Annotated in this window: 9 protein-coding genes; all 9 read left to right on the top strand. The window is 70.9% G+C overall.

What is annotated here, in order from left to right; translation table 11 throughout:
* Positions 1-146 precede the first annotated feature (146 nt).
* The 9 genes from SFY69_08565 to tssG all read left to right on the top strand — a co-directional run bounded on the left by SFY69_08565 (position 147) and on the right by tssG (position 22,829).
* The gene (locus SFY69_08565; GenBank protein MDX2132091.1) at positions 147-14,135 is read left to right on the top strand and encodes a filamentous hemagglutinin N-terminal domain-containing protein; all 13,989 of its coding nucleotides are present in this window, start codon (positions 147-149) and stop codon (positions 14,133-14,135) included.
* Positions 14,136-14,186: 51 nt separating this feature from the next.
* The gene (gene tssA, locus SFY69_08560; protein ID MDX2132090.1) at positions 14,187-15,281 is read left to right on the top strand and encodes a type VI secretion system protein TssA; all 1,095 of its coding nucleotides are present in this window, start codon (positions 14,187-14,189) and stop codon (positions 15,279-15,281) included.
* Positions 15,282-15,449: 168 nt separating this feature from the next.
* Complete coding sequence (gene tssB, locus SFY69_08555; protein MDX2132089.1) at positions 15,450-15,953, top strand: type VI secretion system contractile sheath small subunit; 504 nt, start codon at positions 15,450-15,452, stop codon at positions 15,951-15,953.
* Between the two features lie 99 nt (positions 15,954-16,052).
* Entirely contained in the window at positions 16,053-17,537 is a 1,485-nt protein-coding gene (gene tssC / locus SFY69_08550) for a type VI secretion system contractile sheath large subunit (GenBank protein MDX2132088.1), read from the top strand.
* Positions 17,538-17,667: 130 nt separating this feature from the next.
* A complete protein-coding gene (locus SFY69_08545) occupies positions 17,668-18,165 on the top strand; it encodes a type VI secretion system tube protein Hcp (GenBank protein MDX2132087.1) in 498 nt (165 codons plus the stop codon).
* Between the two features lie 122 nt (positions 18,166-18,287).
* Positions 18,288-19,139 carry a type VI secretion system accessory protein TagJ gene (locus SFY69_08540; GenBank protein MDX2132086.1) on the top strand — a complete coding sequence of 284 codons (852 nt, stop codon included), beginning with the start codon at positions 18,288-18,290 and terminating at the stop codon, positions 19,137-19,139.
* A 15-nt stretch (positions 19,140-19,154) separates the two neighbouring features.
* Positions 19,155-19,649: a type VI secretion system baseplate subunit TssE gene (gene tssE, locus SFY69_08535; GenBank protein ID MDX2132085.1), complete on the top strand. Its 495-nt coding sequence runs from the start codon at positions 19,155-19,157 to the stop codon at positions 19,647-19,649.
* 19 nt (positions 19,650-19,668) lie between these two features.
* Positions 19,669-21,621 carry a type VI secretion system baseplate subunit TssF gene (gene tssF / locus SFY69_08530; GenBank protein MDX2132084.1) on the top strand — a complete coding sequence of 651 codons (1,953 nt, stop codon included), beginning with the start codon at positions 19,669-19,671 and terminating at the stop codon, positions 21,619-21,621.
* Positions 21,585-22,829 carry a type VI secretion system baseplate subunit TssG gene (gene tssG / locus SFY69_08525; protein ID MDX2132083.1) on the top strand — a complete coding sequence of 415 codons (1,245 nt, stop codon included), beginning with the start codon at positions 21,585-21,587 and terminating at the stop codon, positions 22,827-22,829. The genes tssF and tssG overlap by 37 nt, the downstream gene beginning before the upstream one ends.
* Positions 22,830-22,887 lie beyond the last annotated feature (58 nt).

Raw genomic sequence — 22,887 nt, 5'->3', positions numbered from 1 at the left:
GTGTGAAGGGATGCGGGGCAGGGTCGGTGTGGTTGGGCGCGGGAGCGGGGCGAGGAACGACCCCCGGCGAGCGCGCGACGGACGAGCACACTGAATCGAGCGTTCGCCGGGCCACGGGGCCGGGGCGGGCCGCGGAGAGGAACGTCATGGCGAAGGTCGAGAAGGCGTCGGGTCGCGGGGTGCTGGGGCTTCTGTCGCGCGCGGAGCGGTTCGCGGCGGGGCGTGCGCCCGCGCTGGGGCGGGTGGGCGGCTGGACGGCGGCGCTGAGCTCCTCGATCGTGGCGGTGGTCTGCGCGCCGGCGCTGGCGGGCCCCGAGGGTGCGCGCGTGGTGCGCGGCAACGTCGGGATCGAGCGCCTGGGCAACGAGACGGTGATCCGCGCGAGCGACCGCTCGATCATCAACTATCGCAGCTTCGACATCCGGTCGCACGAGACGGTGCGGTTCATCCAGCCCGGGCCCGAGGCGCGGGTGATGAACCGGATCGAAAGCCGCTATCCGACGCGGATCGACGGCTCGCTCATCGCGAACGGACGCGTGTACCTGGTGAACCCGTCGGGCGTGATCTTCGGCTCGACGGCGTCGGTGGACGTCAAGGGCCTGGTGGCGGCGGCGGGCTCGATCTCGGACCGCGACTTCGTCCGGGGCATCGACCGCTTCACGAACCTGCGGGGCGAGGTCTCGAACGCGGGCACGCTGACGGCGGACTTCGTCGGGCTCCTGGGCGCGCAGGTCTCGAACTCCGGACGCATCGTCGCGCCCGAGGGCACGGTGGTGATGTCCGCCGGGCGGGACGTGCTCGTCGGCGAACGCACGGGCAATATCTTCGTCAAGGTCAGCGGCGAGGCGCAGGCGGCCAACGGGAAGGCGGCGGTCGAGAACACCGGGCGGATCGAGGCGCGCAAGGGTCGCGTCCGGGCCGCGGCGGGCGATGTCTACGGGCTGGCGCTCCGGGTCGCGGGCGACGTGCAGGCCAAGGACGTGCGGATCGAAGGCCAGGGCCGGGGCGAGGTGCACGCGACCGGAACGATCGACGCGACGAACGACGCCGGGCGGGGCGGCGAGGTGCGTGTGCTGGGCGAGAAGGTCGCCCTCTCGGGCGCGACCATCGACGCGAGCGGGCGCGACGGGGCGGGCACCGTGCTCGTCGGCGGCAACTTCCAGGGCAAGGGACCGGAGCGGAACGCGACGCACACGTTCGTGTCGCGCACCTCGACCATCAAGGCCGACGGCGGGCTCTTCGGCGACGGCGGCACAGTGATCGTCTGGGCCGACCAGTCCACGATCTTCCGGGGCACGGTGAGCGCGCAGGGCGGCGAGCTGCGCGGCGACGGCGGGTTCGTCGAGGTCTCGGGCAAGGTCGGGCTGGGGTTCCACGGCGAGGTGAACACGCTGGCGCCCCACGGGCGCATCGGCACGCTGCTGCTGGACCCGACGAACATCGTCGTGGCGAACAACGACGTTGGCGGGGCCGACGCGAACCTGTCCGACGACCAGATCCTCTTCGCCGATCCGGGCGCGACGCTGACGATCAGCGACGAGTCGCTCGAGGCGCGCACGTCGAACATCACGCTGCAGGCGACCAACGACATCACGTTCTCGCAGAGCGTGGACATGGGCGCTCCCGACGACGTGGCGATCACCGTGCGGGCCGGCAACAACATCACGGTGGACTCCGGTGTCACGCTCCTCACGCGGGGTGACATCTCCTTCACCGCGAACGATCCGGGCGGGACGCAGACCGGCACCGGCTCGATCCTGATGAACGGGACGATCGACACCACCGAGAACGGGTTCGTCGGGGGCGACGTGTCGTTCACGGTGAGCGGGGGCACGGGCTCCATCACGCTCGCCGGCAACATCACCACCCGGGGCGGCACGGTCACCATGAGCGGCCCGGTGCTGGTGAGCGGCTCCCGCACCATCGACACCGGCGACGGGGCGGCGAACAACACGGGGCTGATCTCGTTCTCGTCCACCGTCGGCAACGTCGCGGGCGGCGCGGCGGACACGCTGACGCTCACCGCGGGCGCGGGCACGGGCCGCTCCGCGGTCTCGGTGTCGGGCGCGATCAGCGGCATCGAGGGGCTCACGATCTCGCAGGCGACGACGCTCGGCACCAACGGCATCACCATGGCCGGCACGGGCAACATCTCGGTCGATCACAGCGGGCTGCACACGGCCGGCGCGGCGATCTCGACCTCGGGCACCTACACGCAGGTGGCGCAGACCGGGGCATCCACGACGCTCAACGGGCTGCTGAGCACGGGCGGCGTCGTGACGTTCAACAACGCCGTCACCCTCAACGCCGGCATCACCACCACGAACGACAACGTCTTCCTGCAGGCGGCGACGACCGTCGGCGCCACCGCCGAGATCAGCGCGGGCAGCGCGACGATCGAGATGTTCGACGCCTCGATCGGCAACGGCTTCACGCTCACGCTCACGGCCGACGAGATCGACTTCGACGGCGCCGACGACGGGATCGTGGGCCCGGGCAGCCTCGTCGCACGCGCGAGCACGGCGGGGCTCGAGACCCGCATCTCGGGTGCCGCGGCGGGCGGTCGCCTGGACGTGCTCAACGCCGAGATCGCCAAGGTCGCCGGCAGCGTCGGCACGTTCACGATCGGATCCGCGACCATCAACGGGGCGCTGAACGTCAACGCCGACACCACCTTCGACGGCTCCGCGACCCTGGTGACGGGCGGGCAGCTCACGGTCGACGCGAGCATCACCGCGGCGACGGGCACGCTGCGCCTGCACGGCGGGGCCGACGGCGGGACGGACGCGGGCGGGTCGGTGCGCTTCACGGGCGCGAGCCGCACGCTCAACGCGCCGGCCATCCAGATCGACGCGGGCAACCAGCTCGGCACGTCCGCGGCGGACCTCATCACGAACACGCCGTCCTTCCGCGGGGCGGCCGGCGCGGGCACCTCGCCCACGTCGTTCTCGTTCCGCCAGGACGCGGCGCTCACAGACGCGGCGATTCCCGCGGCGGCGCAGTTCGACAACACGCCCGCGGGCATGACGTACGCGATCGAGTCTTCGGGGGCGCTCACGCTCTCGACCGCGAGCAAGGTCGCCGGCAGCGCGCTCACCCTCACCGGCACGACCACGACGCTCAGCGCCGACCTCGCGGTCGCGAGCGCCAGGCTGGTCGGGACCACGCTGATCAACCTCGACGGCGACATCGTGACCCCCGGCGGGCTGATCCGCCTGACCGGCAACGTCGAGGTCGGTGCGCCGAACATCGCGCTGGACGCGACGAACGCGGGCACCAGCGCGGGCGGCGCGAACATCGAGTTCCTGAGCGGCACGATCGAGGGCTCGACGGACGCGACCGACGACCTGTTCATGAACGCCGGCACCGGCGGGACGGTCAGCATCGGCGGGTCGGTGGGCGCGACGACGCGCCTCAACACGTTCCAGGTGACGAACGCGGCGGTGATCTCGACGCAGGCGGTGCGGGCCGTCGCCATCACGGCGAGCAGCATCACCTCGGCGACGTTCGCGGGCCAGTTGAACGCGACGAGCGGGAACATCGGTCTGACGAGCGCGACGATCAACGTGAACGCCGGCGCCACGACCAGCGCGGGCGGCACGTTCACCGCGACGCCGGGCACGCTGCTCTCGATGACCGGCGGCAACCTGACGCTCGACGGGGCGTTCCTCAAGAACGGCGCAGGCACGACGAACCTGAGCTCGTCGATCACGACGACCGGCGACCTGATCGACTTCGACACCGGGACCGTTACCCTCACCAGCAACGTCGCGCTCGACGCGACGAACGGGGGCACGAGCGCCGCCGGCGCGGGCGTGGAGTTCGCCGGGACCGTCAACGGGGCCTTCAACCTCACGGTGAACGCCGGCACGGGCGGGGCGATCGTCTTCACGAGCGCGGTGGGCGGCACGACGCGCCTCAACACGTTCCAGATCACCAACGGCGCGACGCTCTCGACGCTGGGCGTGCGGGCCGTGGGCATCACCGCCGGCACCGGCACGTCGATGACCTACGGCGGGCTGCTCGACGCCACCACCGGCAACATCAGCCTCACGAGCGCGACGATCAACGTCAACGCGGGTGTGACGACGGCCTCCGGAGGCACGTTCTCTGCCAACGCCGGCACGCTGCTGGCGCTCGCGAACACCAACCTGACGCTCGACGGCGCGTTCCTCAAGAACGGCGCGGGCACGACGAACATCGGCGTGACGATCCGGACCACCGGCGACCTGATCGACTTCGACAGCGGCGGGGTCACGCTCACGGCGAACACCGCGCTCGACACCACCAACTCCGGCGCCAACGTCGGGGGCGCGGGCGTCGAGTTCGCGGGCACAGTGAACGGCGCGTTCGACCTTACCGTGAACGCGGGCACGGGCGGGGCGGTCGTGTTCTCGGGCGCGGTGGGGGGCTCGACGCGCCTCAACACGTTCCAGATCACCAACGGCGCGACGCTCTCGACGCTGGGCGTGCGGGCGGTGGGCATCACCACCGGCACCGTGACGTCGATGACCTACGGCGGGCTGCTCGACGCCACGAGCGGCAACATCAGCCTGACCAGCGCGACGATCAACGTCAACGCCGGCGCCACGACATCCACGGCCGGCACGTTCTCGGCCAACGCGGGCACGCTGCTGGCGCTCGCGAACACGAACCTCACGCTCGACGGCTCGTTCACGAAGTCCGGCGCGGGCGCGACGAACCTGGGCGTGGCGATCTCGACCACGGGCGACGCGATCAACTTCAGCGCGGGCAACGTCACGCTGACGGCGGACGGCTCGCTGGACACCACGTCGGGCGGCAACGCCGCGGGCGCCGCGGTCTCGTTCGCGGGCACCGTCAACGGCGCGTTCAACCTCTTCACCGCGGGCGGCACGGGCGGCGCGGTCACGTTCAGCGGCTCCGTCGGCAACTCGGCGGCGCTCAACACCTTCCAGGTCACCTCGTCGGGAACCCTCAGCACCGGCTCGGTCAACGCGGGCACGGTCAACGGCTCGGCGACGACCACCGCGACCTTCGGCGGGCTGCTCACCGGCGGCGCGGGCGGCATCACGCTCTCCGCCGCGACGGTCAACGTGCAGAACGGGGCGTCGACCACCGGCGCCATGGGCGTGACGGCGGGCACGGCGTTCAACGCCACGGGCGCCGCGATCTCGGCCACCGGCGGCTTCACGAAGAGCGGCGCTGGCCTCTCGACCATCGGCGTCGACATCTCGTCGGGCAACGCGAACCAGACGTTCCTCGCCAGCTCGATCCTCTTCAGCGCGGACGCGAGCCTCTCGGCGGGCACCGGCACGCTGCAGGTGCAGGCGATCGACCTCAACGGGCAGGACGTCGGCCTGTTCGCCAACACGCTCACGCTCGGCAGCACCATCACCGGCTCGGCGCTCTCCACGCTCCGCCTGGGCGGCGCGACCGCCGCGACGACCATCGGCGTCGCGGGGGGCGCGGGCGACTGCCAGATCGAGGCCGTCGATCTCGATCAGATCGCCGACGGCGCGGTCGGCACGCTGTTCATCGGGCGCACCGGGCAGTCCGGCGCAATCAGCATCCTGGGCGGCACGTTCCGCGATCCGGTGCAGCTCGTCACCTCGGGCACGCTGAGCACGGGCGGCACGATCACCGGCGACACCGCCGACGCGACCATCACGCTGCAAGGCTCGACGATCAACCTGGCCGGGCTCATCCGCACGACGGGCACGGCCATCGCGCTCAACAGCCCCGTGGTGCTCACGCTGACGGCGGCGCTCGACACCACGCACAACGCCTCCGCCGCGGGCGCGGGCGTCTCGTTCGGCAGCACGATCGAGGGCACGGCCGGGGGCGGGACCGAGGACCTGTTCATCAACGCCGGCACGGGCGGCGCGGTGACGGTGACCGGGGCCGCGGGCGGCTCGGTGGCGCTGGGCACCTTCCAGGTCACGGATTCGGGCAGCGTGTCGACCGGCGCGATCGGCGCGGGCAACCTCGTCGTCTCGTCGCAGGGGCTCGTGAACCACGCCGGGCTGCTGTCGATCGGCGCCGGGGGCATCTCGATCACCGCGCCCAGCGTCACGCTCGGGGCCGGCGCGACGACGACCGGCGGCGGCGGGATCTCCATCACCGCGAACAGCGGCGCGGGGGCGTTCACGCTGAACGGGGCGATCAACTCCGACGGCAACTTCACCAAGAACGGGGCGGCACCCAACGCCATCAACGCCTCGATCGCCACGACCAACGACGCGCTCGCCATCAACGCCGGCGCCACCACGTTCGGGGCCGACGTGACGCTCAACGCGGGCACGAGCACGCTGACCATCCAGGCGGCCGACATCAACGGACGCAACGTCACGTTCCTCGCGAACGACTTCGTGTTCAACGCGGGCGCCAACTCCATCACCGGCACCGGGCTGGGCTCGCTCCGCCTGGGCGGGGCAACCGACGCCACCGACATGGGCATCGGCGGGGCCTCGGGCACCGCGATCGTGGACGTCGCCGATCTCGACGCGCTCGCCGACGAGGCGTTCGCGACGCTGTTCATCGGGCGGACGGGCCAGTCCGGGGCGATCAACATCGGCGGCGGCACGTTCCGCGACGCCGTGCAGGTCGTCACCACGGGCACGCTCTCGCAGACCGGCACGGTCACCGGCGACCTCGCCGACGCGAGCGTGATCCTGCAGGGCTCGCTCGTGAACCTGGGCGGCACGGTCCGCACGACCGGGGCGGCGATCACCGTCACCGGCCCCGCGGTGCTCACCGCCAGCACCACCATCGACACCACGCACAACGCGACCCCCACGGGCGCGACCATCACCTTCAGCAGCACCATCGACGCCACCGCGGGCGGGGGCGAGGAAGACCTCTCGCTCAACGCGGGCTCGGGCGGCTCGCTGAACATCACGGGCCCCATCGGCGGGACCGCGCAGCTCGGAACCTTCACGGTCGTCAACGCCTCCGGGGTCACGCTCGGCGCGCTGCAGACCAACGTGCTGATCGACGTGACGGTCGTGGGCACGGGCACGTTCGGCACGCTCTCCTCGGGCGGGATCGACCTGACCGGCGCGACGCTGAACCTCAACGGGCTCGCGACGGCCGGGGCGGGCGGGATCTCGCTCGCGGGCGGGGCCGCCAACGTCAACGCCGGCGCCACGACCACCGGCGGCGGGGCGTTCAGCGCGACCAACACCGGCACGCTGGCGATCGCGAACACGGCGCTCACGCTCGACGGCGCGTTCGTGCGTGACGGCGGGGTCACCACGCTGGGCGCGAACATCACGACCACCAACGACAACATCACCTTCACCGACGGCGACGACGACGTCACCCTCGCGGGCGGCGCACGCACGCTGACGGCGGGCACGGGCACCATTCTCTTCGGGGGTGCCCTCGCCGCGGGCGCCAACGCGCTCACGCTCACGGGCGACGGCATCGACTTCACGGGCGGCAACAACAGCGTCACCGGCGCGGGCTCGCAGACCATCACCCTCATCAGCGGGACCTCGTCGGGCAGCATCGGCGTCGCGGGCGGCGCCGGCACACTGCAGATCACCCAGGGCGATCTCGACGCCATCACCGACGGCGCGTTCGCCAGCATCGACATCGGGGCCGCGTCGAACACGCACGCGATCACCATCGGCGCGTCGTCGTACCGCGATCCGACGCGGTTCTTGGCGGGCGGCGCGGGCGGCACGGTCACGACCACCGGCGCGATCACCGGCACGACCGTCGACGCCGACCTCACCTTCGCCGGCGCGTCGAACGCCGTGTCGAACATCAGCACGCTCGGCACGCTCACGATCACCGGCGGCACGAACACCGCCGGCGGCGCGGGGGCCGCGGGCATCACGATCGTCGGCTCGCTCAACAACCTCGGCGGGTCGCTGGTCACCGGGGGCGGGGCGATCTCCCTCACCGGGCCGGTGGTGCTGACGGGCAACGCGCTCTGGGACAGCACCAACGCCGGGGCCTCGGCCGCCGGGGCGAACATCACGACCTCCGCCGGCATCGACGGCGCGTTCAACCTGACGCTCCGCGCCGGCACCGCCGGCGACATCACGGTGGGCGGGCTCACGGGCGGGGTCTCGCGCCTCGCGGACATCACCGTCGTCAGCGTCGCGGACACGACCGCGACCTTCACGGGCGACGTGCTCGCCGATTCGTTCACGCAGAACGCCGGGTCGTCGTCGTTCGGCGGGATCCTGAACGTGACCAACGGGGTCAGCCTCGCGGGCAACACGTTCACGTTCGCGGGCGACGTCGAGGCAGACTCGTTCACGCAGACCACGGGCAGCTCGACCTTCAACGGGCAGCTCAACGTCACGAACGCCATCGCGATCGACGGCACGACGTTCGCGTACAACCAGGCCGTGTCCGGCGGCACGTTCTCGCAGACCTCCGGCAGCGGGGCGTTCGCGGGCACCCTGACCGCGGGCGGGGCGATCGTCATCTCGGGCACGACGTTCACCTTCGGCGGGGCCGTCACGGGCACCACCTTCACGCAGAACTCCGGCGCGTCGACGTTCAACGGGCTGCTGACCACGTCGGCGGGCGGCGGGGTCTCGATCACGGGCTCCACGATCTCCATCAACGCGGGCATCACGACCACCGGCGGCGGTGGCGTCACGATCGTGAACTCCGGGCAGCTCACCATCGCGAACTCGAACCTCAGCCTCAACGGCGCGTTCGATAAGACCGGCGCGGGCGCCACGAACCTGGGCGCCAACATCACGACGGCCAACGCCAACATCGGATTCGGCGGCGGGGCCACGACGCTCACGCAGAACGTCACGCTCAGCACCGGCGCCGGCGCGGGCGACGTCACGTTCAACTCCACGATCGACGGCGCCCGCACGCTGCAGATCGGCGCGGGCACGGGCAGCGTCGCGTTCAACGCCGGCGTCGGCGGCGGCACCCCGCTCACCAGCCTCGTCGTCACCGGCGCGACCAACGTCACCGCCCTCTCCACCACCACCGTCACGCAGAACGTCGGCGTCACCGCGACCGGCACCGTCGCGTTCACCGGGCTTGTCACCGCCCCCACGGGCTTCGCCAGCAGCGGCGGGGTCTTCACCCAGCTCGGCGGCATCACCACGACCAACAGCGCCATCAGCGTCAACCACGCCGGCGCGGTCACCCAGGGCGGCGCCCTCATCGCCGGCTCCGGCGCCATCACCATCACCGGCTCCACCATCTCGCAGAACGGCACCGCCACGGGCGGCACGTACACCGCCACCGGCACCGACGGCATCGACATCGCCAACGACATCACCGCCACCACGGTCGACATCCACGCCGGCACCGACGGCACGGGCAACCTCACCTTCTCGGCGGCGAACATCGACGTCCTCGCCACCACCATCATGCTCAACGCCGGCGACGGCACGGGCGGCGTCGGCGGGGCCGCGGTCGACCTCACCACCAACGCCCCGGCCTTCCGCGCCCTCGCGGGCGGCTCCACCAGCCCCACCACCTTCGTCCACGAACAGGACGCCTCGATCTCCAACGCCCTCACCGCCCTCGCCGCCCAGTTCGGCAACGGGCCCGCCGGCATGAGCTACACGCTCTGCTCCAACGACGGCTCGGTCTTCATCACCGACGCGTCCAAGGTCGCCGGCTCCAACCTCACGCTCTGCGGCCTGGGCACCGGCGGCGGCTGCGTCGACATCTCCACCAACCTCGCCCTGGGCAACCTCTCGATCATCTCGCCCTGGTGCGTCTCGGCCTCCGTCACCATCGACGGCAACCTCGTCGAACTCCTCGGCGCAGGCCAGACCTTCGCCAACAACGTCGTCTTCCGCGCGGTCGAGCTCAACCTCGGCGGCACGGTCACCGGCACCGGCTCCCTCGCTTTCGAGCCCGGCAGCGCGTCGCAGGGCGTCACGCTCGGCGGCACGGCCAGCACCGGCGCCCTCGACCTCACCAGCGCCGAACTCGCGTTCCTCAGCAACGGCTACGCCGCCCTGCGGTTCGGCCGCGCCGACGGCACGGGTGTCGTCGGTACCGGCGGGGCCGTCACGCTCAACGACTCCACCACGTTCCAATCGCCCGGCGGGCAGGTCCGCATCGAGCACGCCCTGTTCGGCGTCGGCACCACCGCGTTCACGTTCGATGGCCCCGCGTTCCTCGCGGCCAACGTCACGACCATGGGCGGGGGCATGACCTTCAACGACGCCGTCACCGTCGCCGCCGCCGACGTGCTCGTCGACAGCACCGACGGCGGGGGCACCCCGCTGGGCGGGAACATCCTGTTCCTCGACACCGTCAACGCCGACGCCGCCGCGAACGATCGCGGGCTGCGGGTCGCGGCGGGCGGATCGGTCGTGGACTTCCGGGCCGACGTCGGCGGGGTCGAGGCGCTGGGCAGCCTGCTCGTGAACGCCGCGACCAACGCGCAGTCCATCTTCGTGGAGTCGGTCACCACCCGCGGCGCGCAGACGTACAACGGCTGGCTCTCGACCAGCGGGAACCTCACCAGCACGGTCGGCGGCGCGATCCTGGTGAACGGCAACCTGCAGCTCGAGAACGACCTGCTCATCGAGACCGCGGGCCTGTCGTCGTCGGACCGCATCGCCGTCAGCGGCCTGACCGACGGCGACGGGATGAGCGACTGGACGCTCACGCTCGACGCCGGGCTCGCGAACGCCGAACTGCTCGCGGCCGTCGGTTCGACGAACGCCCCCGCGTCGGTCATCGTCACCGGCGGCGGCATCATCGTCTTCGACGTGACCTCGGCCGGCGGGATCTCGCTCAACGGCGCCACCTTCCTCAACGGCGATCTCACGGGCGTGGGCGTGACGGTCGGCGGCCCGCTGCAGGTCAACGTCGACAGCGTGATCTCCGGTTCCACGTTCGCGAACCTGGGCGGCTCCGTGGGCTCCTTGGCCAACCAGGCCCGCCGCCTCACCATCAACTCGCCCACGACCACCATCGGCGGGTCGGTGGGGGGTGTCGCCGGCACCGAGCTGGGCTCGCTCGAGACCGATCTGGCGGGCGTCACCACGCTCGGCGGGTCGAGCTACAACGTCGTCGACGGGCTGCTCTTCCGCGACAACGTCGTGCTCTCGGGCGGCAGCACCGTGCTGTTCAGCGCACTCTCGACCGACTCGGGCAACGTGAACCACGGCGTGGTCTTCGGCGCCACGCTGAACGCGGCGGACTCCACCGCCCGCGCGGTCACCGTCAACACCGCCGCCGCGACCCGCTTCCGCGGGAGCGTCGGCGGCATGAACGCCCTGGGCTCGCTCACCACCAACGCCGGCGGGTTCACCCTGCTGGGCGGGAACGTCACGACGACCAACGTGCAGTCGTACGGCGACAACGTCACGCTCGAGAACGCCGCCCAGCTCAGCGCGTCGGGCGTCTCGTTCGCCGGCACGGTCGATTCGCTCGACGCCACGCCCCGGGCGCTCACCATCACCGCGCCGGGCGGCGGGGTGACCTTCGCGCAGGGCGTCGGCGCCACCAACGCGCTGGACTCGCTCAGCGTCACGGGTTCCACCATCGCGCTCCGCTCCGTCCGCACCTCCAACGCGCAGGCCTACACCGGGGCGGCGACCGTCGAGGGCGTCCTCCGCGTCGAGAACGGCGGCGGGATCACCGTCACCGGCCCGCTCACCGTCCTCGCCAACTCGCTGCTCTCCAGCAACTCCGGGGGCGTCAGCGTCACCGGGGCCACGTCGATCACCGACTCGACCATCTTCTCGCAGGACGGCGGCATCAGCATCACCGGCGCCACCACCCTCGCCAACGCCACCCTCGACACCGACACCGGCGCGATCACCATCACCGGCAACGTGCTGCTCACCGGCGACGCCGATTTCCTGACGCAGGGCAACGCCGCCGATGACGTCACCGTCACCGGCACCATCGACAGCTCGGGCGCCTCGCACGCCCTCACCATCAACGCCCGCGAGGACACGATGCTCCCCGGCGGGGACGTCACGCTCGGGGGCGACGCCGGGCTGGGCGCGGGGCTCTTCGCGCTCGACACGGTCACCATCGCCGGCAACACCATCTCGGTGCGGGGCGTCCGCAGCGCGGGCTCGCAGTCGTACACCGGCACGACCACGCTCAACGGCTCGCTCACCGCCACCGACGCCGGCGGCGCCGTGCTCCTGGGCGGGAACACGATCCTGGGCCAGACGCTCACGATCAGCACCGCATCCGGCGACGTCTCGTTCAACGGCACGGTCGACCACACCGGCACGCCCGCCGGGCTCACCGTCACCACCGGCGGCGCCAACACCGTCCGCTTCAACGGGGCCGTCGGCGGCGCGACCGACCCGTCGCGGCTCTCGAGCCTCACCGTCACCACCGCGCAGGGCGGCGTGGCGATCATCAACGCCCCGACGGTCCGGGCCAGCGGCGTTGTCGAGTTCAACAGCGGCGTGCAACTGGCGCAGGACGCGACGGTTGCCGGCTCCGCCGCGACCTTCGCCCGCGCGGTCGACAGCGACGCGACGCCACGCACCCTCAGCGTCACGAGCACCGGCGTCACCACCTTCGCCGGCGGCGTGGGGCAGACGGGCGTGCTCAAGCGCCTGACGACCGACGCCGGCGGGTCCACGCGGTTCCAGACCAACGCCCGCACGACGCACGGCATGATCTTCAACGACGCGGTCGAGGTCTTCGGGGCCGTCGTGCTCGACGGCGGGGGTAACGACACGTCCGACGACGCCGGCGATTCGGCCCTGCCCGGACGCTTCCGGCGCATGTTCTTCGGCGAGGGCATCTCCACCGGCGGCAGCGACGGCACCGCCGACCTCACCATCCTCACGGGCTTCGATCCCAACGGGGTCATCGCCCCGGTGGGCATCGAGGGGGACATCGGGGCGGCCAACGCCCGGTTCCGCAGCGTCAGCATCCGGCGCAGCGCGCAGGCCGGGTCCGCCAATGACGGGCGCGCGTCCACCGTGGTCTTCGCCCCAACCTTCGACGCCTCCGGCCGCGTCCTCGCGACCGGCGTGAACGACACGCGGAACTTCACGATCTTCGCCACCGAGAACTTCACGATGGGCGCGGGCGAGAAGATCACCGCGTTCGGCGCCTTCCGCGTGCTGCGGGCCGACTCCACCGGCGGCGACGGGCGCCTCACGGGCACCGCCACCATCGGCGACCTGGTCGCCCTGGGCGACATCACCGTCCGGGCCGCCAGCATCCGCATCGCTCCCCGCAACTCGACGTCGATCCTCGAGAAGCAGCGCGACAACGGCGGGGGCGTCGTGCAGAACGCCGCCCCCGTCACCGCCGCCGACGATCGCGTCAGCATCATCTCGGGCGGGTCCAACGCGTTCATCGGCTTCACCACGCTCACCGCGTCCGACGCTCCGCGGGTCATCTTCAGCAGCGAGGGCGCGGCCCAGGGCGACCTCCAGGGCGGGTTCCAGATCCAGGACTTCCAGTCCGGCAGCGACGGCATCGCCAACGGCGTGACCACCGCGCTCTTCGTCGACGAGGCGAACGCCTCGGTGCTCCGCCCGTTCGACCTCCGCGCCCGCGGCTCGGTCACCGAGACCATCGCGACGTCCATCGCGGGCGCCATCCCGCGCGAATCCGCCACGCGCGAAGTCTCCACGCCTCCCACCGTCAGCCAGGCCCTGCGTGAAGCCCTTCAGGAGATGGGCATCCGCGTCCGCGACCTCAGCTTCAACGAGCTCATCGAGTTCCTGGTCGGTTGGTCGACCTACCGCGACCTGCCGAACAAGCCCCGCCCGGCCAGCACCGACTACTCCGTCACCGCCAACCGGCTGTCGCTCGCCACGGTGCAGGCGGCGGTCGAGGCCTACCGCGCCCTGCTGTACACAACGACCGTCGGGCCCGACGGGCAGGAGATCTCCGAGAAGCGCACCGCCGAGCTCCAGGAGACCCTGGGCGCCGCGTGGGACGCCTACTTCGAGTCCACGGACGACCCCACGGGTGTTGGATTCCGCCAGTACCTGGAATCGCGTGGCGGGGAGGCGACGCCGGAAGAGGCCCGGGCGCTCGAGATCCTGAACGCCGCCCGGGAGGTCTTCGCCCGCCTGGACGCGCTGGGGCTGTCGTCGTTCGAGGCCTCGTTCCCGAAGGAAAGCCTGGTGGGCGAACTGCTCCCGCAGGAAATGACCTCGTCGGAGCAGCTCAAGGAGGCGATCGTCGGGCAGCAGTTGGCCATGTTCTAGGGAAAGGCTCCGACGCGCGGGCGGCGGGGTCAGGCAGCGGGGGAGTGAGCGGTGGCGTTAATCAACATCGAGAGTCTGACCCGCCCGCTCGAGGGCGAGAACCCGTGCGGGGAGAACCTCCGCTGGGATCGCGCGTACCTCGAACTGGAGCGGCTGGCCGAGGGAAGCGAAGAGCGCCAGGTCGGCACCACCGTGATCGCGGCCGAGGAGCCCGACTGGCGCGAGATCCGCGACAAGTGCGTCGAGCTGCTGGGGCGGGGGCGGCACCTGCGCCTGGGCGTGCTGCTCACCGTCGCGGCGGTGCGGCTGGAGGGCTACGCCGGGCTGCGCGACGGGCTGAAGGTCATCGAGGTGTGGCTCACCCAGTACTGGGACACCGTCTGGCCCGTGCTGGACGCCGAGGACAACAACGACCCCACCGAGCGGGTGAACGCGATCGGCGCGATCGCCACGCCGATGGCGACGTACGGCGACAAGACCCGCCTGCTCGACCGGGTGTACGACTGCCCGATCTGCGAGTCGCGCCAGTTGGGGAAGTTCTCGCTCCGGGACGTGGCGGTCGCCGCCGGAACGCTCAAGGAAGCCGGAGGCGGGTCGGCGCAGCCCGGGCAGGAGGGCGCCGAGAAGATCACGATCTCGATGATCGACGGCGCGTTCGCGGAAACGGCGGAAACGGACCGCGACCGGCTGGAGGCGATCGCCCAGGCCGCGGAAGAAGCGAGCGCGTCGCTGGACGTGATCTCGAGCGCGTTCTCCGAGAAGTGCGGGCCGGGCATCGGGCCCGACGTGATGCACCTCAAGACGATCCTGAAGGACGCGTCAACGGCGATCCGACGCCGCCTCTCGCCGGACGGATCCGGTTCCGAACAGACCACGATCGAAACGGTGGAAGTCACGGAGTCGGGCGAGACGGTGGTGGTCCGTCGGGCGGGGCTGTCGGGCGAGGTGACGAGCCGGGACGAGGCGGTGGCGGCGTTGGAGAAGGTGATCAAGTACTTCGAGGAGACCGAGCCGTCGAGCCCGGTGCCGTACGTGGCGACCCTGGCGAAGCTGATGATCGGGCGGGACTTCCGGGCAATTACCCGGGTGCTCCCGCCGGACGTGGTGCAGGTGATCGACACGGCGACGTCGAACGCGCAGTCGTAGGGGAGTCGAGATCCGAGGGGGATGGGGTGGTGCGTCGCGGGACGCTCTGGTACAGTGAACGAACACCCGGAATGTCGCAGCACGCGCGGGATGTCGTCCGGTCCGGGGGCCGGGGAGCGCGTGGAGAAGGTTTGGCGGTCGCGGGTTGAGTGACTCAAGGGGTCGCACATGGCCAAGGCAAGCAGTCAGAAGTTCATCGCTCGCAACCGCGCGCCGCGCGTGCAGATCGAGTATGACCTCGAGCTGTACGGGGCGCAGAAGAAGGTGAGCCTGCCGTTCGTCATGGGCGTGATGGCGGACCTGTCGGGCAAGCCGGCGGACGCGCTGCCGGGCGTGGCGGATCGCAAGTTCCTGGAGATCGACGTCGACAACTTCGACGAGCGTCTCAAGAGCGCGAAGCCCCGGGTGGCGTTCCAGGTGCCCAACACGCTGACGGGCGAGGGCAACATCCCGGTGGACATCACGTTCGAGAGCATGGAGGACTTCTCGCCCGCGGCGGTGGCGAAGAAGGTCGAGCCGCTGGCCCGCCTGCTCGAGGCGCGCACCCAGCTGGCGAACCTGCTCACGTACATGGACGGCAAGGGCGGGGCCGAAGCGCTGCTGAACAAGGTGCTGTCGGACCCGGAACTGCTCAAGAGTCTGGCGGCGGCTCCCAAGCCGGCCGAGGGGTAAAGCGCGGCAGGCCGCCGGGCGCCCGGGGGGGGCGGGGGCGGCGTTCGAGACAGGAACTACGGCCGGGCGGAACCCGCCCGAGCGTGGAGGAAGCGACCGATGGCCGAGGCACAAGCACAGGGGCTGAGCAGCATCCAGCTCGACGGGGGCGATCTCGAGTCACTCCTGCAGAAAGAGTTCAAACCCAAGACGTCGACCGCGAAGGACGCGATCGAGACCGCCGTCCGCACGCTCGCGGCACAGGCGCTCGACTCGACCAAGCTCATCTCCGACGACTCCGTGAAGTCGATCGAGGCGATGATCGCGGCGATCGATCAGAAGATCACCCAGCAGGTGACGCAGATCCTGCACCACGCCGACTTCCAGAAGCTCGAGGGCACGTGGCGCGGGCTCTACCACCTCGTCAGCAACACCGAGACCGACGAGTCCCTCAAGATCCGCGTCTTCAACATCTCCAAGAAGGACCTGTCGAAGACCATCGCGAAGTTCAAGGGCACGGCGTGGGACCAGAGCCCGCTCTTCAAGAAGCTCTACGAAGAGGAGTACGGGATGCCCGGCGGGCAGCCCTACGGCGCCATCATCGGTGACTACTTCTTCGATCAGACGGCCCAGGACGTCGAGATCCTCGCGGGCATGGCGCAGATCGCCGCGTCCGCGCACGCGCCATTCATCTCCGCCGCCGGCCCCACCCTCATGGGCATGGAAAGCTGGCAGGAGCTCTCGAACCCGCGTGACCTGACGAAGATCTTCCAGACGCCCGAGTACGCGCCCTGGCGCAGCCTGCGCGAGAGCGAGGACGCCCGGTACATCGGCCTCACGATGCCCCGCGTGCTCGCCCGCGCGCCGTACGACCCCAAGAACAACCCGGTGGAAGAGTTCGTCTACGAAGAGGACACCGAGGGCGCCAAGCACGACAAGTTCACCTGGATGAACGCCGCGTACACCATGGGCGTCAACATCACCCGCGCGTTCAAGCTCTACGGCTGGTGCTCGCGCATCCGCGGGGCCGAGTCGGGCGGCATGGTCGACGGGCTGCCGGTGCACACCTTCAAGACCGACGACGGCGGGACGGACATGAAGTGCCCGACCGAGATCGCCATCGGCGACCGCCGCGAGGCGGAACTGGCACGCAACGGGCTGATGCCCCTGTCGCACTGGAAGAACACGGACTACGCCGTGTTCGTCGGCGCCCAGAGCCTCCACAAGCCGGCCGAGTACGACGACCCGGACGCGACGGCCAACGCGAACCTGGGGGCGCGCCTGCCCTACCTGTTCGCGACGTGCCGGTTCGCGCACTACCTGAAGTGCATGGTGCGCGACAGGATCGGCGGGTTCTCGAACCCGGATCAGATGCAGAAGTGGCTCAACGACTGGATCAACCAGTACGTGGACTACGACCCGGCCAACTCGACCGAGACCTACAAGGCGACGCACCCGCTCGCGGGGGCGGAGGTCAAGGTGGAAGAGATCCCGGGGAACCCCGGGTACTACTCGTCGAAGTTCTTCCTGAGGCCGCACTACCAGCTGGAAGGCCTGACGGTGTCGCTGCGTCTGGTGAGCAAGCTGCCGTCGCAGAAGAAGTGAGTATCGGGCGGAGAGTGTCGCTCCGTCCGTGTCGGGTGGTTTGTCGGCCGCGTCGGGGGTGTTCCCCGGCGCGGGAACTTGAAGGAGAGGGTGTTCCTCTCCGGGTGTCGGAAGGTAAGGAGAAGCGGCTATGGCAGTTGACGCATTTCTGAAAATCGACGGGATCACGGGCGAGGCGATGGACTCGACGCACGCGAACTGGATCGACGTGCTGTCCTTCGGCTACGGCGTGACGCAGACGTCGGCGGCGTCGTCGGGCGGCGGTCTGACCGCCGGCAAGGCGAACCTGAACGAGTTCACGTTCTCGCAGAAGGTGCACCTCGGCTCGCCCGAGATGTTCATCCGCTGCTGCACGGGCAAGACCTCGCCCAAGGCGGACTTCGTGGTGCGCAAGTCCAGCGGCGACGCGAAGCCGCTGGAGTTCCTGAAGATCACGATGAAGAACGTGGTCATCACGAAGGTCGAGGCCTCCGGCGGCTCGTCGGGCGACGAAATCCCGACGGAGAACGTCGGCATGACCGCGGAAGAGATGAGCATCTACTACCAGGTTCAGACCGAGTCGGGCGCGGGCGGCGCGCACAAGACGGTCACCTTCAACCAGAAGCTCAACACGCACACGGTCGCCTGATCCGTTCGGCCGCTCGAGCGGCATGACACAACCAGTTTCCCTCGCGGGGATGCCTCCCCGCGAGGGGCTTTCTGTTGGCATGCCCGCGCATCGGCGCGGGCCAGGGAATGGGGGCTGCGCGCGTGACGCCGGAAGAACTCCTCAAGGCCGGACGCCTCGACGACTGTCTGTCCCAGACCGAGCGGGGGGTGCGCTCCGCGCCGGCGGACCCCAAGCTGCGCGTCATGCTCTTCCAGGTGCTCGCGGTGATGGGGCAGTGGGACCGGGCGCTGACGCAGCTCGAAGTGGCGGCGGAGATGAACGCCGAGAACGCGCTCATGGGGCAGATGTACCGCGCCGCCATCCTCTGCGAGAAGTTCCGCGAGGATGTCTTCGCCGGGCGCCGCAGCCCGCTCATCTTGGGTGAGCCCGAGGCGTGGATCGGCATGATGGTGCAGGCGGCGGCCCTGGCGGGGCAGGGCAATCACGCCGCCGCGAGCGATCTGCGCGCCCGCGCGCTCGAGGACGCGCCGACGTCGGCCGGCGAGATCGACATCGGGCCCGAGGAAGGGCGGACGCAGACGCAGCGGTTCGAGTGGATCGCGGACCTGGACGAGACCATGGGCCCGATGTTCGAGGCGCTGGTCGACGGGAAGTACTACTGGGTGCCCTGGAACCGCGTGCAGTTGCTCCGCCTGGAACCCCCGACCGACCTGCGCGACACCGTGTGGCTGCCCGGGCAGATGGTGCTGAGCGCCGGGGGCGAAAAGGTCGTGCTCATCCCCGCGCGGTACCCCGGGTCGGAGCTGGCCCGCCACGACGCGGGGCTGCGTCTGGGGCGGCGTACGGAGTTCGGGGACCGGGGCGGCTGGGAGGGCCCGCTGGGGCAGCGCATGCTGAACACCGACGCGGGCGAGTACGCGCTGCTGACGTGCCGGGCGGTGCGGATCGACGGCCCGCACGCACCGGTCGAGAGCGTGCCGCAGGCCGAGTAGCAAGGAGCGGGTCGGATGGCGGAACTCACGACATCGGAGCGATTGCAGCCGTCGCTGCTGGACCGCCTGATGGACGACGAGCCGACGGTGCGGACCGAATCGCGCGAGAAGCGGGTGATGTCGATGCGCAACCTGCGGACGGCGGTGCTGCGCGACCTGGAGTGGCTGCTGAACGCCGCCAGCCGCCCGACGGGCGACGAGATCCATCAGTACCCGCTGGTGGCGAAGAGCGTGCTGAACTACGGGATGCCGGACCTGACGGGGCTGGCGTCGGCGGGGCTGTCGCCGGTGCGGATCGAGCAGATGGTGTACGGGGCCATCCAGGCGTTCGAGCCGCGGATCACGTCGTCGACGCTGAACGTGCGGAGCGCGTCGTCGCAGGAGGGGTGGCACCTGACGTTCGAGATCGCCGGGGAGCTGTGCCCGCTGCCGATGCCCGAGGCGTTGTTCGTGCGGACCGACGTGGACATGGAAACGGGCCGCTGCGAGGTCCGGGAGGGCACGGGCTGACGATCGCCCGGCGACGCGCATGGACCGCCGCCTCATCCGCTACTACGACCGCGAGCTGCGCCACCTGCAGACGGTGGCGAAGGAGTTCGCGCACGAGTTCCCCAAGATCGCCGGACGTCTGGCGATCGAGGACTTCCCGTGCGTGGACCCGTACGTCGAGCGCCTGCTGGAGGGGTTCGCGTTCCTGGCGGCCCGGGTGCAGCTAAAGCTGGACGCCGAGTTCCCGCGCTTCACGCAGAACCTGCTCGAGACGGTCTACCCGCACTACCTCGCGCCCACGCCCTCGATGTGCGTGGTGCAGCTGCAGCCCGACCGGGGCGAGGCGGGCCTCGCGGACGGGTACCTCGTGCCCCGGGGCACGGTGCTGCGGGGCATGCCCGCGAAGGACATGACGGCGTGCGAGTTCCGCACGGCGCACGACGTGACGCTCAGCCCGGTGGAGGTCATCGAGGCCCAGTACTACACGCGTGACGTGGGCACGCTGGAGCTGGCCCGCGTGTGGGGCGCGCCCGAGGCGGACGTGACGCGGGCGCGCGGGGGGACGGGCGTCCGTGCCGCCCTGCGCCTGCGCCTGCGCACGACGGCGGGCCTGTCGTTCCACAAGATCAAGCTCCCATCGCTGACGATCTACCTGCGCGGGGCGGACGCGACGCCGTGGCGCGTGTACGAGCAGATGCTCGCGCACGCGCGGGGCGTCATCATCCGCCCGGTGCCCAGCGGGATGCGGGCCGGCGCCTGGCAGGTGAACCTGGGCCCGGAGGCGATCTCGCGCGTCGGGTTCGGCGCGAAGGAGGCGCTGCTGCCCTACGACGCGCGGAGTTTCCAGGGGTATCGCCTCCTGCACGAGTACTTCGCGTTCCCCGCGCGGTTCGGGTTCGTGCGGCTGAGCGGGCTGGCGCCGGCGCTGGCGCGCTGCGAGTCGGCGCTGCTCGACGTGATCATCCCGCTGAGCGCGGAGAACGCGGACCTCGAAGGCGCCATCGACGCGGGGACGTTCGCGCTGCACTGCACGCCGGCGGTCAACCTGTTCCCCCGCCGGGCCGAGCGGATCTACGTCTCGGACCGGTCGAACGAGTTCCTGGTCGTGCCGGACCGGACCAAGCCCTTGGACTACGAGGTGCACTCGGTGCGGTCGGTGACGGGGTTCGGGCTCAAGAGCGACGACGAGCGGGTCTTCCGCCCGTTCTACGCGGCGACGGACGTGGACGGCGGGCCGGGCACGGCGGGCGCGTACTTCGCCACCCACCGCGTCCCGCGGGCGCTCACGGAGCGCGAACGCCGGCAGGGCTCGCGCAGCAGCTACGCGGGGGGCGAGGTGTACGTGGCGCTCGTGGACGCGCAGGCGGCCCCGTACTCCACCGATCTCAAGCAGCTCGCGATCGAGACGATGTGCACGAACCGCGACCTGCCGCTGCAGATGCCGGTGGGCAAGGGCAAGACCGACTTCGCGCTCGACTCGGGCGCGCCGGTGGAGTCCGTGCGGGTGGTGGCGGGCCCCACCCCGCCCCGGGGCAGCCACGCCGAGGGCGAGACCGGGTGGCGGCTCATCAGCCACCTCGCGCTGAACTACCTGTCGCTGACGGACGAGGACCGCGACGGCGACGGGCAGATCACGCCCGACGAAGGGCGCGGGGCGGCGGCGCTGCGGGCGCTGCTGCGTCTGTACGGCGATGTGGGCGACCCGGTGATCCGCAAGCAGATCGACGGCGTGCGGGGCGTGCAGACGCGGGGCATCACGCGTCGCGTGCCCACGCCGGGCGTCGTGGCGTTCGCGCGCGGGCTGGAAGTGACGGTGACGCTGGACGAGGCACAGTTCGAGGGCACGGGCGTGTTCGCGCTCGGGGCCGTGCTGGAGCAGTTCTTCGCGAGGTACGTGTCGATGAACTCGTTCACCGAGACGGTGATCCGCTCGGAAGAACGCGGGGAGATCATGCGGTGGGCCGCCAAGGTCGGACAACGCCCGGTCCTCTAGGCGCGGGCACGGGAGGCCGGAGCCCCGGCGCGCCGGGTCCGGGCGCGAACGGCGCCCCCGACCCGCTGGAGGAGTTGCTGCGCGCCGAGCCGGAGCCCGAGCACGCACCGGCGGAGACGCGCCGTCCGATCGACCGGGCCGAGCGCGAGGACCTGTGGGACCGGCTGAACGTTCGGGCGTGGGGGCACGATTTCTTCGCGCTGGCACGCCGCATCGAGGCGCTGCACCCGGAGTTCCCCGGCTTCGGCGCGTCGTCGCGCGCGTCGGACGACCCCGTGCGCTTCGCGCAGGAGCCCACGCTGGCGTTCCCGCCCTGCACGGTGTCGCAGTTCCACTTCCCCAAGTCGACGGCCCCCGCACGCCTGTTCGTGCACTTCCTGGGGCTGCTGGGCCCGATGGGCCCGCTCCCGCTCCACTTCACCGAGCACGCCCTGCAGCGCGAGCTGCACTTCAAGGACCGCACGTTCTCGCGGTTCCTCGACGTCTTCAACCACCGCATGGTGTCGCTCTTCTACCGCTCGTGGGCCGCGAGCCAGATGCCCGCGAGCTACGACCGCGCGCTGCCGGTGGAGAACGCCGACGAGCTCGACGACGCCACCCGCGATCGGTATCTGGCGGGCGACGCCGACCGCTACGCGGTGTACGTCGGCTCGCTGTTCGGGCTGGGGGGCGAGGAAACCCGCCTGCGCGACGCGGTGCCCGACATCGGCAAGCTGCACTTCTCCGGGCGCCTCGCCACGCCGGGGCGCGGCCCCGAGGGCCTGTGCGCCATCCTCTCCAAGTACTTCGGCGTCGAGGTCGAGGTCGAGGAGTTCGCCGGGCGCTGGCTCGACCTTCCCGAGCAGTACTGGTGCCGCCTGGGCGCGCCGGGCCCGTCCTCCACGCTCGGCACGACGTCGGGCGGGATGATCGTCGCGGGCAACCGCGTGTGGGACTGCCAGGGCATGTTCCGCATCCGCCTGGGGCCGATGTCCCTCGCCGACTACCAGCGTCTGCTGCCCGACGGGCGGGCGGCCCGCCGGCTGGACGCGTGGATCCGCAACTACCTGGGCGATGAGTTCTCGTGGGAAGCCGTCCTCGCGCTGAAGGCGTCCGAGGTTCCCCCCACGCGACTCGGGGGCGACGCACGCCTGGGATGGACGACGTGGGTGCGCTGCGGCGAGAACACCGAAGATCGGGACGAACTGGTGATCAGGAGCACGCGCTGAAGGCAGGCTTCACGGGGAAGGCCGCGTCCGACTCGACCGGCGACCCTCAACTTCTGGA

This window comes from Planctomycetota bacterium (genome assembly GCA_033763975.1).
Taxonomy (GTDB): Bacteria; Planctomycetota; Phycisphaerae; order Phycisphaerales; family UBA1924; genus RI-211.
This window is presented reverse-complemented; position numbering and strand designations above follow the sequence as displayed.

Coding starts and splice junctions, on each gene's coding strand:
- SFY69_08565 (MDX2132091.1), top strand. CDS start 147: ATGGCGAAGGTCGAGAAGGCGTCGGGTCGCGGGGTGCTGGGGCTTCTG.
- tssB (MDX2132089.1), top strand. CDS start 15,450: ATGGCCAAGGCAAGCAGTCAGAAGTTCATCGCTCGCAACCGCGCGCCG.
- tssC (MDX2132088.1), top strand. CDS start 16,053: ATGGCCGAGGCACAAGCACAGGGGCTGAGCAGCATCCAGCTCGACGGG.
- SFY69_08545 (MDX2132087.1), top strand. CDS start 17,668: ATGGCAGTTGACGCATTTCTGAAAATCGACGGGATCACGGGCGAGGCG.
- tssE (MDX2132085.1), top strand. CDS start 19,155: ATGGCGGAACTCACGACATCGGAGCGATTGCAGCCGTCGCTGCTGGAC.
- tssF (MDX2132084.1), top strand. CDS start 19,669: ATGGACCGCCGCCTCATCCGCTACTACGACCGCGAGCTGCGCCACCTG.